This window comes from Bradyrhizobium sp. ISRA430, assembly GCF_029909975.1.
GTDB lineage: Bacteria > Pseudomonadota > Alphaproteobacteria > Rhizobiales > Xanthobacteraceae > Bradyrhizobium.
The window spans coordinates 762,106-777,552 of record NZ_CP094516.1 but is presented as its reverse complement, the minus strand read 5'-3'; the positions used below and the strand labels follow the sequence as shown (position 1 = coordinate 777,552).

The following is a 15,447-nucleotide window of genomic DNA, read 5'->3' as shown; positions in this document are numbered from 1 at the left end:
ACGACGCTTTATGTGAGTGAGCGCGATCTCGCTAATTGAAAAGTTCTTAGAAAGACTCTTAGAAGCGATTCAATATTTCCGGAGATTTCCAAGGGATCAGCGTAGAGCCTTCTCGGCCTCGAGCATCTCGGCCGCGATAGCGGTGAGTGCGTCGACCTGCCGCAGCAGTGTACGGAACTCGTCTTCGCTGAGATGTTCCAGCAGGCGGCGGTTGCGCTCCTGCGCGCCGGCGACGACCGCATCATGCGCGGCGAGCCCCGCCTTGGTCAGCGAGACCAGCACCTCGCGACTGTCTTTTGGATTGGCCGACTTCGCGATCAGCTTGCGCGACACGAGGTCTGCGAGCGCGCGGCTGATCTGTCCCTTGTCCTGACCCACGGCCTCGGCAAGACGCGCGACGCTCATCGGCGGCCGCCGGCCGAGCGAGGCCACCAGACCGAACTCAACCGAGGACAATCCGGCGAGGCGCTTGTAGCGCAGCATGGCGCCGCGCTTGAGCAGGTTGGCGAGCACCATCAACCGCGACGACAGCATCACTGTGATCGGCGCCGCCGGCTCGCTTTCGTCCGCTGCGGGCGACGTCGACCCGCCCTTGCCCTGTGTCTTGCTCATGGCCCACCTCTGCCAAGAAAGCCGCGGCCTGCCAAGTCCAGGCCTCGGCGTCCCCCCCCCAACTGCAACTAAGAGGCATCTTGAAAATCGTTGACATTGTCATCGATCTATCGTTGACTTGGTCAACGCTTCAAAGACGACCCGGCCTTGAAGGCCGGGCGGGAGGAACATCATGAGCAACACTCAGCGGGATCGCGATCTCGGCACGGCCTATGCGATGAAGCCGGCGCGCACGCGCACCGAGCTGACCTCTGTCGTCCGTGGCACACCCATGGGTGAACTGCTCCGCCGCTACTGGCATCCGGTCGGCCTCGCCGGTGACGCCACCGACACGCCGAAGAAAGTGCGCGCGCTGGGCGAGGATCTGATCCTGTTCCGCGACAAGCATGGGCGCGTCGGACTCCTGCACGCCCGCTGCTGCCACCGCGGCACCACGCTCTACTATGGCAAGGTCGAGGAAGACGGCATCCGCTGCTGCTATCACGGCTGGAAGTTCGACACCGAAGGCCACTGCCTCGAGCAACCCTGCGAGCCCGACGGCGGCCAGTTCAAGGACAAGGTGCGCCAGCCGTGGTACCCGGTCGAGGAACGCTACGGGCTGATCTTCGCCTACATGGGCCCGGCCGAGAAACGCCCGGTGCTGCCGCGCTACGAGTGCCTGGAGACCATGGACGAGGGCGAGTTCGTCGAAGCGGACGATTCCTCGATCGGCGGCGGCGGGCCCGCGATCATCCCCTGCAACTGGCTGCAGCATTTCGAGAACGTGGTCGATCCCTACCACGTGCCGGTGCTGCACGGCTCGTTCAGCGGTCCGCAATTCACCAACATGATGGCCTCGATGCCGGAGGTGAAGTTCGACAAAACGCCGCGCGGCATTGCCGTACGTTCGATCCGCAAGCAGGACGACGGCAAGGTGTTTTACCGCGTCACTGAAGCCGCCCTCCCCACCTTGCGCGTGGTTCCGAATCCGCGCGTGGCGCAGTTCGCCCGGGTCGAGTCGATCGGCTGGACGCTGCCGATCGACGACACTTCGTTCCGCATCTATGTCGCCGGCCGCGTCAAGAATGCCGGTGACATCGGCCGCATGCGTTCGAAATTCAACGGCAAGTTCTGGTGGGACATGACCGAGGCCGAGCACCAGCAATTCCCGGGCGACTACGAAGCCCAGGTCGGCCAGGGCCCGGTGACCGTCCACTCCGAGGAGCATTTCGGCCAGAGCGACCGCGGCATCCTGATGATCCGCCGGATGCTGAGCGACCAGCTCGAGGCGCTTGCGGCAGGCCGCGATCCGGTGGGTATCTCGTTCGAAGAAGGCGCGCCGGCGGTCGAGTTCGAAGCGGGGAATTACATCCGCGAAGGCTGAGCGGCCGGCTCCATTGAGAGCTGGACCTATGACAACAACAAAGACACATTGGGGGGAAGCGATGGTCGATGTGACGTCACAAGTGCCGGTGCAAACGGCCGCCGCGGCAAAGCCCTCGGCGCGGCGCTACTACGTGCTGGGACTGCTCACCATCATCTATGCGCTGAACTTCCTCGATCGCACGATCTTCAATGTCCTGATCGAGCCGATCAAGAAGGAGTTTGCGCTCAGCGACACCATGATGGGCCTGCTCGCGGGCTTCGGCTTCGCGCTGTTCTACTCCTTGCTCGGCATCCCCATCGCACGCGTGGCCGACCGGCTCAACCGGCGCAACATCGTCGCGATGGCGTTTGCGTTCTGGAGCGCGATGACGGCGCTGTGCGGCGCGGCCTCGAGCGTGACCTCGCTGGCGCTGGCCAGAATCGGCGTCGGCATCGGCGAATCCGCAGGCTCGCCGGCCTCGCAATCGATCGTCGCCGATCTCTTTGCCAAGAACGAGCGTCCGCGCGCGCTCGGCATCTACGCCATCGGCACCTATCTCGGCGTCTTTCTCGGTTATTTCGTCGGCGGCTACGTCAGTCAGCACTATGGCTGGCGGATGGCGTTCTATGTCGCGGGCCTGCCCGGCGTCCTGCTCGCCGCGATCCTGTGGCTGACGATCTCCGAGCCGAAGCGCGGCGCGATGCAGGAGAACTTCGTGCCCGAACCGCTCGGCCCGACGCTGCGCTTCCTCGCCTCGCAACGAAGCTTTGTCATCGTGCTGATCGGCTTCTGCCTCACCACCTACACCAATTACGCGACCGCGGCCTGGATCCCGCCGTTCCTCGCCCGCGTGCATCATCTGTCGAGCGTGGAGATCGGCACCTATGCCGGCACTTTCAAGGGACTCGCTGGCATGGCCGGGACCCTGCTCGGCGGCTTCGTGGTGGCGCAAGTGAGTCGCCGCGACGATCGCTGGAAGCTGTGGGCGCCCGCGATCACCTCAGGGCTCGCCGGGCCCGTGTTCGCGCTGTGCATGCTGACGCAGGATTTCGCGATGATGGTGGCCATGCTGGCGCTCACCTCGTTCCTGGTCGGCTTTCATCTCGGGCCGATCTTCGCGATCGCGCAGACCGTGGCGAAACCCAGCATGCGGGCGCTGGCCTCCGCCCTCATCGCGCTGACCGCGACCTGCTTCGGCCAGGGTGTCGGCCCGCTCGCGGTGGGAATGGTCAATGACGCGCTGAAGGGCAGCTATGGCACCGATGCGGTGCGCTATTCGCTGCTCTCGGCCGCGATCACGACCACCCTCGGCGCCCTCCTGTTCGTCTGGGCGGCCCGCCCGATCAGAGCGGATATCGCTCGCGCTGCGGCCTGAAACCGGTTCCCACGGCCGCCGGGGGCGAAACCAACCCGGCAGCCTCATGAAACCATTTTGCGGAACCGGCGAAACCATCCAGAAACAGATGGTCCGTAAGAGAAGAGCCAACAGACGGCCGCAAAGGCCGTCGGGAGGCTCAGATGAACCACTCAATTCACTCTGCTGATCGTGCGACCCACCTGAAGATCGTGGTGGTGGCGCTGGTGGCTGGTATCGCGGTGGCCGCCTTCGGAATCGCAGCCCGTACCGGTGGCGATTACAGCCAGACCGCCCAGTCGACCCAAGTGATCAAGGCTGGCAAGCCGGTGGTGGTCACCAGCTCGGGCTCCTCGGAGATTCGCTGACGGCGCGAGAAAGGTCCGGTTTGAGACAAAACGGCCGCCTCCGGGCGGCCTTTTGCTTTCTGGCAAAGGCTCAATATCTGCTGGCAAAGATTTGATTTAACAAGAAAATCTATGAAACCGAAGCTCAGCACACGGCCTTTCCGCTAGCACTGGCACGATTCAAACATCGGAAAGGCGCATCGACGGTCCAATGCGGACGCCGTCGAGACCAAGGTTCAAAGCGAAGGGGATGAAGATGTTGCCAAAAATGGCGCGAGAGACGGGGCTCGAACCCGCGACCTCCGGCGTGACAGGCCGGCGCTCTAACCAACTGAGCTACTCCCGCGTGACGCGCAGATGTCCGCGGAACGAGGGGGGACTTAAAGGCGGGACTTGGTGAAGTCAAGGACGTTGCATCGTTAGTCGCAACGTCCGCACTTCTACCAGCGGCGCATGCAGACCATGCTTAACGGTCGCGCCGGCGGCGTAGTCAGTCCAGTCCCGAATCGTCTACGCGTTCCGGAACTTGCGCGGTTTCGAGGCCATCTTCCCTCAGAACACCGGCAAGAAACAAGGAGGCCAGACATGGCGAAGAAGGCAGCCGCTCCAGCCACCATCACGCTCAAGCACCTCGCCGCCGCCATCGCGGAAGGCCAGGAGCTTTCGAAAAAGCATGCCGAGGCGATCCTGACCAACATGGTCGACCTGATCACCAAGCACCTGAAGAAGGGCGACCGTGTCCGGATCGTGGGCCTCGGCATTCTCCAGGTCCGCAAGCGCGCCGCGCGCACCGGGCGCAATCCCGCCACCGGCGAGCCGATCCACATCAAGGCCAGCAAGAAGGTCGCATTCCGCCCGGTCAAGGAACTCAAAGAGGCGATCTGAGCGCTACGTTTCGTTAAGCCTGATCCGGCGTCGCGCGGACCTCAACGCGGCCCCCGGAATGACGCTTTTCTGGTATACCGCCTTGCTCACCTGACCCGGCGGTTTGAACAGAAAATGTCCTCCCTCACCTTCACGCATACCGTGACCGAGCGCTTCCTGCGCTACGTCACCATCGACACCCAATCCGATCCTGAATCTCCCTCCTCGCCCTCGACCGAGAAGCAGAAGGATCTCGGCCGCGTGCTCGTCACCGAGCTCAAGGCCATGGGCGTCACTGATGCCCATCTCGATGACTATGGCTACGTCTATGCGACGATCCCGGCCAACACAGACAAGAAAGTGCCGGTGATCTGCTTCTGCTCGCACATGGACACCTCGCCCGATTGCTCCGGCAAGGACGTCAAGCCGCAGGTCGTGAAGAACTATCGCGGCGGCGACATCACACTATCGGGCGATCCCACCCAGGTGATCCGCTTTGCCGAGCACCCGGCGCTGAAGAACCAGATCGGCAACGACATCATCACCACCGACGGCACCACGCTGTTGGGGGCCGACAACAAGGCCGGCGTCGCCGAGATCATGGATGCCGCGCATTTCTTCATCAACAATCCCGACGTGAAGCACGGCACCATCAAGATCCTGTTCACGCCCGACGAGGAGATCGGCCGCGGCGTCGACAATGTCGACCTGAAGAAGCTGGGAGCCGACTTCGGCTACACCATGGACGGCGAGAGCGCCGGCAGCGTCGAGGATGAGACTTTCTCGGCCGACGGCGCCACCATCACCATCAATGGCGTCAGCGCCCATCCCGGCTACGCCAAGGGCAAGATGGAGCACGCGATCAAGATCGCCGCCGCCATCATCGAGCGGCTGCCAAAGGAAGGCTGCTCGCCCGAGACCACGTCAGGCAAGCATGGTTTCCTGCATCCGATCGGCATTAGCGGCGCGCTCGAGCAGGCGGCGCTCGCTTTCATCGTGCGCGACTTCACCGAAGAGGGCCTGAAGGAGAAGGAGGCCCTGCTCGAAGGCATCGTCAAGGACGTGATGAAGGAGTATCCGCGCTCGACCTACCGGTTCGAGGTCAGAGAGCAGTACCGCAACATGAAGCAGGTGATCGACCGTCACCCGCACATCCTGGAATACGCCATCGAGGCCATCCGCCGCGCCGGCCTGCGTCCGATGCGCACCGCGATCCGCGGCGGCACGGACGGCTCGCGGCTGTCATTCATGGGCCTGCCCTGTCCCAACATCTTCGCCGGCGAGCACGCATTCCACTCGCGCCTGGAATGGGTCAGCCGGCAGGACATGGAGAAGGCGGTACAGACCATCGTGCATCTCGCGATGATCTGGGAAGAGCGCGCGTAGGTTCACCGCGGCAAGACGCGGGGCCCGGCACGGCCCCGCGAGGCAGCGGTAAAGAACACGATGTCCGGGGACTCGTATGAGCTTCTATCAGGACAGGATGTTGCCTTGGCTGACGCATCTCGCGATGCGCCAAGCCCAGCTCGTGCCGTATCGTACCCGGGTAGCATCCGCCGCGACGGGCCGCGTCCTCGCGCTCGGAATAGGTCCGGGGCTCAATCTCGGCTTCTACGGGCCGAGCGTGACGCAAATCATTGGCATTGATCCATCATCAAAGCTGCTGGAGATCGCGCGCGACGCCGGCCGGCGGCACGCAAGCCACCTCGAGCTGATCGAGGGCTCCGCGGAAGCCATTCCGCTGGAGAATGCAAGCGTGGACACCGTCGTGACAACGTGGACGATGTGCAGCATCCCCGACGTCAGTCGCGCGCTCTCGGAAGCGCGGCGCATCCTGAAGCCGGGCGGACAGCTCCTATTCGTTGAGCATGGCCGTGCGCCCGAGGCCAGCGTGCAATGGTGGCAGGATCATTTGACCCCGCCCTGGAAGGTCATCGCGGGCGGCTGCCATCTCAATCGTGCCATCGCGGACCTGATCCGCAGCAACGGTTTCGCCGTCGAGGATCTCAATGTCGGCTACATGCGGGGACCAAAGCCGATGACGTTCATGTATGAAGGTCGGGCCGTCCCACACCCGTAACAACCGCGTTGCCGCGCCCGCAATGATGCCCGAAGACCGGCATCGTCGGCGGGAACGAACCCTCACGATCCAGGTTATCAGTCGCCCCAAGCTCCGGTTCGCGCCGGAGCTTGGTCTTATCGTTTTTGCGCCGCGCCGCCTGTCCTATGTTAACGACGCCCTTCCTTTGATGCTCAAAGATGCGCTCGGGGCGGAACATCGGAGAGCCGCGTGGACCGCAGAACCGCCTGCCTGAACCAGGCCAACGCATTTCGGGAGAAGGCCATCGCCGATCCCGCGCACCATGACCAGTGGATCGACGAAGCCATCAAATGGCTCGAACGGGCGATGGAGGCGAGTTGTCACGTGACGGTCACGGTCGAAGCCAGGGAGGACTGGCTCGTTCAAGACGCGGCAGCCGACGCACTCCTGTCGCAACGATCCGAGCGCCGCGCCTGATCGCATTCTCGTTAAGAGAGTCCAAATTCGCACAACACGAATAAATTTTTCCCGACAGGAAAAACGCCCGCCGCGTTTGTGTCTGGCCAAATCGTGATGGCGGCACGGTTTGCAGGTTCCGTCACGACGTGCGACAATCGGGTATGGTGCTGAAACGGTTCGCCAACGCTCTGGTCATGCTGTTGGTCGCGCTCGGGCTTCTGCTCGCGCCGCTGGCCGCCCCTGCGCTTGCCGTGCCCGTCTCCGGCGCCGCGCACTACCAGAGCATGAAGGGCATGTCAGACGACATGCAAGCGATGTCGGACGACACGCAGGTTATGCCGGGCGACGTGCAGGCTTTGTCGGATGATATGCAAGCGATGGCGGACATGCCGTGCTGCCCAGGACAGACCAAGGGCAAGGATGACGGTCCCTGCCCGTTCGTGGCGCTCTGCCTGCTGAACATCTCGGTCCCCGCGCCGTCTGGAGCTGCTGCGCTGACCGAGCGCCAGGCCCGGCACAGCGCGCTTGTGCTGCGTAATGATCCTCTCGTCGACGGACTCGGCGCAAAGCCGCCCGACCATCCCCCTCGAACCCAGGTCTGATCGGCGTTCACGCGCCTGATGATCCCGCGCGTCTAAGCCGGCGCGCGCAACTGCTGCCTGTCGCCTGGCTGCATTGCGGCTTGTCGCGTGCGGCCCTGGCGGCTCCATCAGACCAATCGAGGAATTGAATTCATGACAACGTTCAACGTCGCGCGCGCCGCCGTGGCCGTGCTGATCGGCGCTGCCCTCACGGGTACTGCGCATGCCGAAATCAAGAATTACGAGTTCCGGCTCGTTCAGCCGACCGTAAAGGCCGGAGACGATCGCATCGTGGCGGTGCGACTTGTCGACAAGACCACCGGCAAGGCCGTGCCCGACGCGGTGGTCTTCGCCAGCCGGCTCGACATGGCTCCGGACGGCATGCAGGAGATGGCCACCAAGGTCACGCCCATGCCGGCGACCGAGCTCGGCACCTACCGATTCAAGGCGACCTTCGGCATGGCTGGACGATGGCAGCTTTCGCTTGGCGCCAAGGTGCAAGGCGAAACCGGAACGGTCGAAAATAAGCTCGTCGTCACGGCCGAGCAATGAGCCGCAACCGCCTCATCGGCACTGCTGCTGCGATCCTCGCAGCGGCAGGTGTCGCGCTGTTCGCCGGCAGCAACTTGCCGCCGAACGTCGGCCCCTTGCTGTCCGCTGCCGGTGCAGCGGACGCCAGCGCCCCGCTCTACTATCAGGACCCCGACGGCAAACCGCTTTATTCGCCGACGCCGAAGAAAACCGAGGACGGCCGCGACTATGTCGCCGTGCCGGCGACCGCCGATACGCCCGACCAGCCAGCAACGATGACCGCGGCCAAGAACTCGGCAAAGGCGCAGAGCGATCGCAAAGTCAAATATTACCGCAACCCGATGGGCCTGCCCGACACCTCCCCGGTGCCGAAGAAGGACTCGATGGGGATGGACTACATTCCCGTCTATGAGGGCGACGATAGTGACGACGGCTCAATCAAACTGTCGCCCGGCAAGATCCAGCGCACCGGCGTCAAATCGGAGCCGGTGGTGAGGCGGCTCGTGAAGTCGCTGATCCGGGCGCCAGGGACCGTCCAGGAGGACGAGAGACGCGTCTCGGTGGTCGCGCTGCGCTTCGAGGGATTCGTCGAGAGCGTCGCCAACGTCACGACGGGCGATCACGTCCACAAGGGGCAACCGCTCATGAACGTGTACAGCCCGGCGCTGTCCAGCGCCGCCGCCGAATATCTCTCCGCCATCAACGCCGGCGCGACCGGGAAGGAGCTGAAGGGCGCGCGCCGCAGGTTGGAAAATCTGGCCACCCCGGAGCCGGCCATCAGGGAGCTCGAACGCACCCGGGAAATCTTGCTGTCGATTCCCTGGCTCGCGCCGCAGGACGGCGAGATCCTGGAGCGCAACGCCGTGAACGGCATGCGTGCGGGCCCCGGCGACGTCCTGTTCAGGATCGCCGACCACCGTCTGGTTTGGGTGCTCATCGATGTCGCAGAGCGCGATCTGGCGCAGGTCGCTGTCGGCACGAAGGTAACCGTCAGGCCGCGCGCGCTCGCCAGCCAGAGCTTCGGCGGCACGGTGGCGCTGATCTATCCTCATCTCAACGCAGCGACGCGCACGGCGCGGATTCGGATCGAGGTGCCCAATCCCGATGAACTGCTGCGACCCGAGATGTATGTCGATGCGGAGATCGAGGTCGGCACGCCGGGACCGGTGCTGGCGGTGCCGGAAAGCGCCGTGCTCGACAGCGGAAGCCGCCAGGCCGTCCTGGTCGACAAAGGCGAAGGGCGCTTCGAGCCGCGCGAAGTGAAGCTCGGTCGTCGGGGCGGCGGCTTCGTCGAGGTTGCCCAAGGCGTGTCGGAAGGCGAGGCCGTCGTCACCTCGGCAAACTTCCTGATCGATGCCGAGAGCAATCTGAAGGCTGCACTGAAGGGATTTTCCGAGGCGAACGAGAAACCGGCCGAGCCGGCGGTAGGCAGCATGGAGGCGCGCCCGTGATCGCACGCGTCATCGCCTGGTCGGCGCGCAACCTGCTGCTGGTGCTGTTCGGTACCGGCTTCGCCGCTGCCGCCGGAATCTACGCGCTCGTCCATCTGCCGCTCGACGCCATCCCCGACCTCTCCGACACGCAGGTCATCGTCTACACGGAGTATCCTGGGCAGGCGCCGCAGGTGATCGAAGACCAGGTCACCTATCCGCTCGCTACCGCGATGCTCACGGTCCCGAAATCCAAGGTCGTGCGCGGATTCTCCTTCTTCGGAGTTTCCTTCGTCTACGTGATCTTCGAGGACGGCACCGACATCTATTGGGCGCGCTCCCGCGTTCTCGAATTCCTCAACAGTGCGACGTCGCGGCTGCCGGCAGGCGTGACGCCGACCATCGGCCCGGACGCGACCGGCGTCGGCTGGGTCTACCAGTACGCGGTGATGTCCAAGGAACTGAATCTGGCCGAGACAAGGACGATTCAGGACTGGAATCTCAAATTCGCGCTCGCGAAGGCCGAGGGCGTCGCGGAGGTCGCGAGCGTCGGCGGCTTCGTCAAGCAGTACAATGTGATCCTCGACGCACAGCGCATGCGAGACCTCGGCATCACCATGCAAAAGGTCCGGGACGCGATCCGCGCCAGCAACGCCGACGTCGGCGGGCGTACCGTCGAGCTGTCGGAGTTCGAATACGTCATCCGCGGAAAGGGCTATCTGAAGAGCATCGACGATCTCGGCAACATCGTCCTCAAGACGGACAAGGGCACGCCCGTGCTGCTGCGGGACGTCTCCCGGGTCGAACTGGGGCCGGACGAGCGGCGCGGCATCACCGAGCTCAACGGCGATGGAGAAGTCGCCAGCGGGATCGTGCTGCAGCGCTTCGGCATGAACGCGCTCGACGTGATCGAGAACGTCAAGAAGCGGTTCAAGGAGATCGCCACCAGCCTTCCGAAGTCGGTCGAGGTCGTTCCTGTCTACGACCGGTCGAACCTGATCTACGCCGCCATCGATACGCTCAAGCACACGCTGGTCGAGGAAAGCGTGGTCGTCGCGCTGGTGTGCATCGTCTTCCTGCTGCACGTCCGCAGCGCGCTCGTCGCCATCCTGATGCTGCCAGTCGGCGTGCTGATGGCCTTTGGCGCGATGAAGCTGCTCGGAATCGGCTCCAACATCATGAGTCTCGGCGGCATCGCGATTGCGATCGGCGCCATGGTCGATGCCGCTATCGTCATGATCGAGAACGCCCACAAACACCTGGAGCGCGCCGAGCCCGGCAGGTCGCGGATCGCGATCCTGATCGATGCCGCCTCAGAGGTCGGGCCGGCGCTGTTCTTCAGCCTGCTGATCATCACCGTGTCGTTCATGCCGATCTTCACGCTGGAATCGCAGGAAGGCCGGCTGTTCAGCCCGCTCGCCTTCACCAAGACCTTCGCAATGGCCGCGGCGGCGCTGCTGTCGGTCACACTGGTGCCGGCGCTGATGGTGATCTTCGTCCGGGGACGGATCGTTCCCGAGCACAGAAACCCGCTCAACCGGTTGCTGATCTGGATCTACCGCCCGGTTATCAAGGGCGTGCTGCGCGCGAAGACCCTCGTCGTCCTGATCGCGATCGGAGTGCTCGCCGTCACGATCTGGCCCGCACGTCAGCTCGGCACCGAGTTCATGCCGAACCTCAACGAAGGCACGCTGCTCTACATGCCGACGACGCTGCCCGGCATCTCGGTCACCAAGGCGGCCGAACTGATGCAGACGCAGGATCGGATCATCAAGTCGTTTCCGGAAGTGGAGTCCGTCTACGGCAAGGCCGGCCGCGCGTCGACGTCGACGGACCCGGCGCCGACCGAGATGTTCGAGACCGTCGTCAATCTCAAACCAAGGAAGCAGTGGCGGCCAGGCCTCACGATAGACGGGCTGATCGCCGAGATGGACAAGGCGCTGCAATTCCCAGGCGTGTCGAACGCGTGGACGATGCCGATCAAGGCGCGCATCGACATGCTCTCGACCGGCATCCGGACCCCCGTCGGCGTCAAGGTCATCGGCACCGATCTCGTCGAGATCGACAGGCTGGCCAAGCAGATCGAGCAGGTGCTGCGGGCGGTGCCCGGGACCTCGTCCGCCTACGCGGAGCGCAGCATCGGCGGCTACTACCTGGAAATCACGCCCGATCGCTCCGCGCTGGCCCGCTACGGAATTATGGTCCAGGACGTCCAGGACACGATCGCGACCGCGCTCGGCGGCCAGGCGGTCACCACCACCGTCGAGGGTCGCCAGCGCTTCACGGTCAACATGCGCTATCCGCGCGATCTCAGGGACAATCCGAAGAAGATCGCAAGCGACATCCTCGTTCCCATGCCGGCCGGCGGTGCGGTCCCGCTCGCCGAAGTCGCGACCGTCCAACTCGCACGCGGTCCGACATCGATACGGACGGAGAACGCACAGCTTGCGACCTACATCTATGTCGACATCCGCGACCGCGACCTCGGCGGCTACGTCACTGAGGCGCAGCGCGCGGTGCAGGCGAGCGTCCAGTTCCCGCCGGGCTATTACGTGGTCTGGAGCGGACAGTATGAATATCTCGAGCGGGCCATGGCCCGTCTGAAGATCGTCGTGCCGGCGACGCTGCTCATCATCTTCCTGCTGCTGTACCTCAATTTCCGCTCGCTCACCGAGACCCTGATCGTGATGCTGTCGTTGCCGTTCGCCCTCGTCGGCGGGCTGTGGCTGATGCGGTGGCTCGGCTTCAGCCTCTCGGTCGCGGTCGCCGTCGGCTTCATTGCGCTTGCCGGCGTGGCCGCCGAGACCGGCGTAGTGATGCTCATCTACCTCAACCAGGCACTTGCCGAGATCAGGGCGCGCTGCGCGCTCGAAGGCCGGGCCATGAGCCGCGGCGACCTCTACGACGCCATCATGGAAGGCGCCGTCGAGCGCGTCCGGCCGAAGATGATGACGGTGGTCGCGATCATGGCCGGCCTGCTTCCGATCATGTGGAGCAGCGGCACAGGGTCGGAGATCATGCAGCGCATTGCAGTGCCGATGATCGGCGGCATGATCTCGTCGACGCTGCTGACGTTGATCGTCATCCCGGCGATCTTCGGGCTGGTCAAGGGCTTCCGTTTGCCTCCTGCGGGCAAACCACGACCGCCGGCGAAGTCGAAAGCGATCGTCACGAAATTGCGAATCCCGGAGCCTGCCAAATGAGGTGAGCCAATGATGCACGACATGATGTCGGGAATGATGGGCTACATGGGGCTTACGGCCGTCCTGATTGTCCTCGTTCTTTTGTTAGGGGCGGCAGCGTTGATCAAATACCTGTTCTTCTCAAACCGGAGAGATTGAACATGCATCGCATTCTATTTGCGGCTCTCGCGGCTATCCTCGCCTCCCCGACGGCCCGCGCGCAACAGGACAGCATAACTCGCGGGGAGCACGATTTTCGCGTCTGTGCGGCATGTCACTCACTCGAGACAGACCGCAACATGACGGGGCCAAGTCTCGCAAACCTCTGGGGCAGAAAGGCGGGAAGCCTGCCGAGCTTCGACCGCTACTCCGACGCGCTGAAAGCTTCGGCGATCATTTGGGACGACCGCTCGCTGGATGCTTGGTTGACCGATCCCGCGCGGATGGTGCCGGACAACGAGATGCCGTTTGAGGGCATCAAGGACTCACGCGTTCGCGCCGATCTACTGGCGTTCCTCAAGGAGGCCACCAAACCGGGGGCCGCGCCGGAGCGAACTGCGCAAAACCGCATGAACGGGATGGGCGGCATGATGGGAGGGATGATGGGCGGCGGGCGCGCGCCCAATCTGAAGGCCCTTGATCCCACACAGCGCGTGACCGGCATCAGTCATTGTCGCGACACCTATCGCGTGACAACGGCCGACGGCAAGACGCGCCCCTACTGGGAGCGCAATCTGCGTCTGAAAACGGATTCCAGCCAGGACGGACCGCAGAGCGGCGCGCCCGCTATCGTGTCAGCCGGAATGATGGGTGATCGGGCGGACGTCATTTTCGCTGCGCCAAGCGAAATCTCCAAGACGATAGAAGATCACTGCTGAGCTCTTGGTTGGTCTCGACCACGAATTACAAGCTACAGATTGTCTAAGCCGGAAGGAATATCGACATGAAGTTCATCGCTGCAATAGTCATTTTCCTTGTCTCGGCATCGCTGTGGGCGCAGACACCCTATGCCGGGATGCAGCTCCGCCAGATAAAGGCGCTCTCGGATCAAGAGATCGCAGACTTGCGCGCTGGCCGCGGCATGGGATTGGCGCTCGCTGCCGAGATCAACGGCTATCCTGGGCCTTCCCATGTTCTTGAGCTTGCGGACCGTTTGGGGTTGACCTCCGAGCAACGGGGCAAGGTGCAGGAGATGTTTGCCGCCATGAGGTCTGAAGCGATCCCTCTCGGAAGCCGGCTGATCGACAAGGAAGGCGAGTTAGACCAGCAATTCGCCAGCGGAAGCGTAACCCCCGAAAGCCTCAGAGCGGCGACGGCCGCAATCTCATTCATTCAGGGCGAGCTTCGAAACGCACATCTCAAGTACCATCTGCTTACGCGGGCCGTTCTCGACAAGCCTCAATTGGATAGGTACGCCGAATTGCGCGGCTACGCGGGAGGCGCATCGATGCACCACCACCACGAGGAATAACGAACCCTAGCGGCCTAACGGACGTTCCTATCCGCCGGCGCGACTTGTTCCAGCAGGTCACGACATCAACCGGGGTTTGTTCTAGGCTGGAGCGATGTTCAGCTCCATTCGGGAGTGCCGTACCACGACAACCGCTCCCTGAAGCGCGAGGCCGGCCATGATGGCAGCCACGATGACATCGGGCCAGCCCGTACCGGTCCCGAACACGCCGAGCGCGGCCAGCAGCACGGCGATGTTTCCGAGCACGTCATTGCGGGTGCATATCCAGGCGGAGCGCATATTGGAGTCGCCCTTGCGATAGGCCCATAGCAACCCGAACGAAGCAGCGTTCGCGGCAAGGGCGGCCACTCCGACCGCACCCATGGCGAATGCGTTCGGCAGCGTGCCGTGGGCGGCGTGCCAGACGACCGTACCGACGACCCAGAGCCCAAAGGCGCCCATCGTCAGCCCCTTCGCAAGGGCCGCTCCAGCGCGATAACGCAGCGCCATCCCGACCACAAAGAGGCTGATGGCGTAGTTCGCGGAGTCTCCCAGGAAATCGAGAGCGTCCGCCTGAAGCGAGGCCGATCCGGCGGCAAGGCCCACTCCGATTTCGGCCAGGAACATGACTGCATTGACGGCAAGCACCACCCATAGCACGCGGCGATAGGCCCCTTTGTCGCGATGGCGATCGAGATTCAGCGGTGGGGGTGAACAGCAGGCGTCGGCCATGCCGGTAGGATAAGACGATCGTGTTACCCGGACAATTGCGGCGTTCTGCCCCCGCGACATCGAGTTCCCCACACGTAACATTATTGCGGGTCGACACTGTTCCCGCCGCCATGCTACCGCATGCGGATCGAAAACCTGAGTGATGTCGTGACTTCGATCCGAAGGCCTCGAGGATTCTTTCACCCGCGCAATTGGCGCGGGCTTGTGGCCGTGTTCGTTTCGACCATGTACCTGCTCGCGGGCGCGCTGCATGGTGCGCTTGACATCGACGTGACCAGTCCCTCCGGCGGCTCGGAGATCGCTTCGATCCTCGACAATGGCCCTGCTGGACATGGCGACCATAAGGCCGTCGCCGGCCATCACTGCCACGGTTGCTTCTCGGTCGCGGTGGTCCAGCCGGCGCAGCCGGACGGCGTTGCCGACCTCCCTGCGGAGCCGCCGCTGCCGCTTCAAGCCGCGCTTGCCGGCATTGCGCCCGATACGGACTCCCCGCCTCCCAAGCATCTGACCTGAGCGGAT

General features: G+C 63.7%; 17 protein-coding genes and 1 tRNA gene. 15 read left to right on the top strand and 3 right to left on the bottom strand.

Annotated features, from left to right (window positions below):
- Positions 1-96 precede the first annotated feature (96 nt).
- On the bottom strand, positions 97-612 hold the full coding sequence (locus MTX21_RS04150) for a MarR family transcriptional regulator (RefSeq protein WP_280970649.1): 516 nt from the start codon (positions 610-612) through the stop codon (positions 97-99).
- A 172-nt stretch (positions 613-784) separates the two neighbouring features.
- Here MTX21_RS04150 and MTX21_RS04145 point away from each other — a divergent pair, with 172 nt between their 5' ends.
- The 3 genes from MTX21_RS04145 (at position 785) to MTX21_RS04135 (ending at position 3,679) form a co-directional block, all read left to right on the top strand.
- Complete coding sequence (locus tag MTX21_RS04145; RefSeq protein ID WP_280970648.1) at positions 785-1,975, top strand: aromatic ring-hydroxylating dioxygenase subunit alpha; 1,191 nt, start codon at positions 785-787, stop codon at positions 1,973-1,975.
- 61 nt (positions 1,976-2,036) lie between these two features.
- A complete protein-coding gene (locus tag MTX21_RS04140) occupies positions 2,037-3,332 on the top strand; it encodes an MFS transporter (protein ID WP_280970647.1) in 1,296 nt (431 codons plus the stop codon).
- Between the two features lie 143 nt (positions 3,333-3,475).
- A complete protein-coding gene (locus MTX21_RS04135) occupies positions 3,476-3,679 on the top strand; it encodes a hypothetical protein (protein ID WP_280970646.1) in 204 nt (67 codons plus the stop codon).
- A 248-nt stretch (positions 3,680-3,927) separates the two neighbouring features.
- Here MTX21_RS04135 and MTX21_RS04130 read toward each other — a convergent pair.
- Positions 3,928-4,004 (bottom strand) — tRNA-Asp (locus MTX21_RS04130).
- A gap of 239 nt (positions 4,005-4,243) precedes the next feature.
- Here MTX21_RS04130 and MTX21_RS04125 point away from each other — a divergent pair.
- From MTX21_RS04125 to MTX21_RS04075, 11 genes are all read left to right on the top strand, one after another.
- Complete coding sequence (locus tag MTX21_RS04125) at positions 4,244-4,543, top strand: HU family DNA-binding protein (protein WP_280970645.1); 300 nt, start codon at positions 4,244-4,246, stop codon at positions 4,541-4,543.
- Positions 4,544-4,657: 114 nt separating this feature from the next.
- Positions 4,658-5,908, top strand: coding sequence for a peptidase T (gene pepT, locus MTX21_RS04120; RefSeq protein WP_280970644.1), 1,251 nt, complete (start codon positions 4,658-4,660; stop codon positions 5,906-5,908).
- A gap of 76 nt (positions 5,909-5,984) precedes the next feature.
- On the top strand, positions 5,985-6,602 hold the full coding sequence (locus MTX21_RS04115; RefSeq protein WP_280970643.1) for a class I SAM-dependent methyltransferase: 618 nt from the start codon (positions 5,985-5,987) through the stop codon (positions 6,600-6,602).
- A gap of 210 nt (positions 6,603-6,812) precedes the next feature.
- The gene (locus tag MTX21_RS04110; RefSeq protein WP_280970642.1) at positions 6,813-7,040 is read left to right on the top strand and encodes a hypothetical protein; all 228 of its coding nucleotides are present in this window, start codon (positions 6,813-6,815) and stop codon (positions 7,038-7,040) included.
- 143 nt (positions 7,041-7,183) lie between these two features.
- Entirely contained in the window at positions 7,184-7,624 is a 441-nt protein-coding gene (locus MTX21_RS04105; RefSeq protein WP_280970641.1) for a hypothetical protein, read from the top strand.
- Positions 7,625-7,756: 132 nt separating this feature from the next.
- Entirely contained in the window at positions 7,757-8,155 is a 399-nt protein-coding gene (locus MTX21_RS04100; RefSeq protein WP_280970640.1) for a FixH family protein, read from the top strand.
- Positions 8,152-9,585 (top strand): efflux RND transporter periplasmic adaptor subunit, encoded by a 1,434-nt coding sequence (locus tag MTX21_RS04095; protein ID WP_280970639.1) that lies wholly within the window; start codon positions 8,152-8,154, stop codon positions 9,583-9,585. Before MTX21_RS04100 ends, MTX21_RS04095 begins: the two co-directional genes overlap by 4 nt.
- Entirely contained in the window at positions 9,582-12,767 is a 3,186-nt protein-coding gene (locus MTX21_RS04090; RefSeq protein ID WP_280970638.1) for a CusA/CzcA family heavy metal efflux RND transporter, read from the top strand. Before MTX21_RS04095 ends, MTX21_RS04090 begins: the two co-directional genes overlap by 4 nt.
- Before the next feature lie 9 nt (positions 12,768-12,776).
- Positions 12,777-12,905, top strand: coding sequence for a hypothetical protein (locus MTX21_RS04085; protein ID WP_280970637.1), 129 nt, complete (start codon positions 12,777-12,779; stop codon positions 12,903-12,905).
- Between the two features lie 266 nt (positions 12,906-13,171).
- Entirely contained in the window at positions 13,172-13,624 is a 453-nt protein-coding gene (locus MTX21_RS04080; RefSeq protein WP_280970636.1) for a hypothetical protein, read from the top strand.
- 65 nt (positions 13,625-13,689) lie between these two features.
- On the top strand, positions 13,690-14,217 hold the full coding sequence (locus MTX21_RS04075; protein ID WP_280970635.1) for a hypothetical protein: 528 nt from the start codon (positions 13,690-13,692) through the stop codon (positions 14,215-14,217).
- Between the two features lie 81 nt (positions 14,218-14,298).
- Here MTX21_RS04075 and MTX21_RS04070 read toward each other — a convergent pair whose 3' ends face one another.
- The gene (locus MTX21_RS04070) at positions 14,299-14,928 is read right to left on the bottom strand and encodes a cation transporter (protein ID WP_280970634.1); all 630 of its coding nucleotides are present in this window, start codon (positions 14,926-14,928) and stop codon (positions 14,299-14,301) included.
- Between the two features lie 204 nt (positions 14,929-15,132).
- Between MTX21_RS04070 and MTX21_RS04065 the strand changes: the two genes are divergently transcribed.
- Complete coding sequence (locus MTX21_RS04065; protein WP_280970633.1) at positions 15,133-15,441, top strand: hypothetical protein; 309 nt, start codon at positions 15,133-15,135, stop codon at positions 15,439-15,441.
- The last annotated feature ends 6 nt before the right edge of the window (positions 15,442-15,447 follow it).

Bases quoted from the DNA above. Each gene is read 5' to 3' on its own strand.
- MTX21_RS04075 (WP_280970635.1), top strand. From the start codon at position 13,690: ATGAAGTTCATCGCTGCAATAGTCATTTTCCTTGTCTCGGCATCGCTG.
- MTX21_RS04100 (WP_280970640.1), top strand. From the start codon at position 7,757: ATGACAACGTTCAACGTCGCGCGCGCCGCCGTGGCCGTGCTGATCGGC.
- MTX21_RS04095 (WP_280970639.1), top strand. From the start codon at position 8,152: ATGAGCCGCAACCGCCTCATCGGCACTGCTGCTGCGATCCTCGCAGCG.
- MTX21_RS04115 (WP_280970643.1), top strand. From the start codon at position 5,985: ATGAGCTTCTATCAGGACAGGATGTTGCCTTGGCTGACGCATCTCGCG.
- MTX21_RS04140 (WP_280970647.1), top strand. From the start codon at position 2,037: ATGGTCGATGTGACGTCACAAGTGCCGGTGCAAACGGCCGCCGCGGCA.
- MTX21_RS04125 (WP_280970645.1), top strand. From the start codon at position 4,244: ATGGCGAAGAAGGCAGCCGCTCCAGCCACCATCACGCTCAAGCACCTC.
- MTX21_RS04085 (WP_280970637.1), top strand. From the start codon at position 12,777: ATGATGCACGACATGATGTCGGGAATGATGGGCTACATGGGGCTTACG.
- MTX21_RS04145 (WP_280970648.1), top strand. From the start codon at position 785: ATGAGCAACACTCAGCGGGATCGCGATCTCGGCACGGCCTATGCGATG.
- MTX21_RS04105 (WP_280970641.1), top strand. From the start codon at position 7,184: ATGGTGCTGAAACGGTTCGCCAACGCTCTGGTCATGCTGTTGGTCGCG.
- MTX21_RS04150 (WP_280970649.1), bottom strand. From the start codon at position 612: ATGAGCAAGACACAGGGCAAGGGCGGGTCGACGTCGCCCGCAGCGGAC.
- pepT (WP_280970644.1), top strand. From the start codon at position 4,658: ATGTCCTCCCTCACCTTCACGCATACCGTGACCGAGCGCTTCCTGCGC.
- MTX21_RS04070 (WP_280970634.1), bottom strand. From the start codon at position 14,928: ATGGCCGACGCCTGCTGTTCACCCCCACCGCTGAATCTCGATCGCCAT.
- MTX21_RS04135 (WP_280970646.1), top strand. From the start codon at position 3,476: ATGAACCACTCAATTCACTCTGCTGATCGTGCGACCCACCTGAAGATC.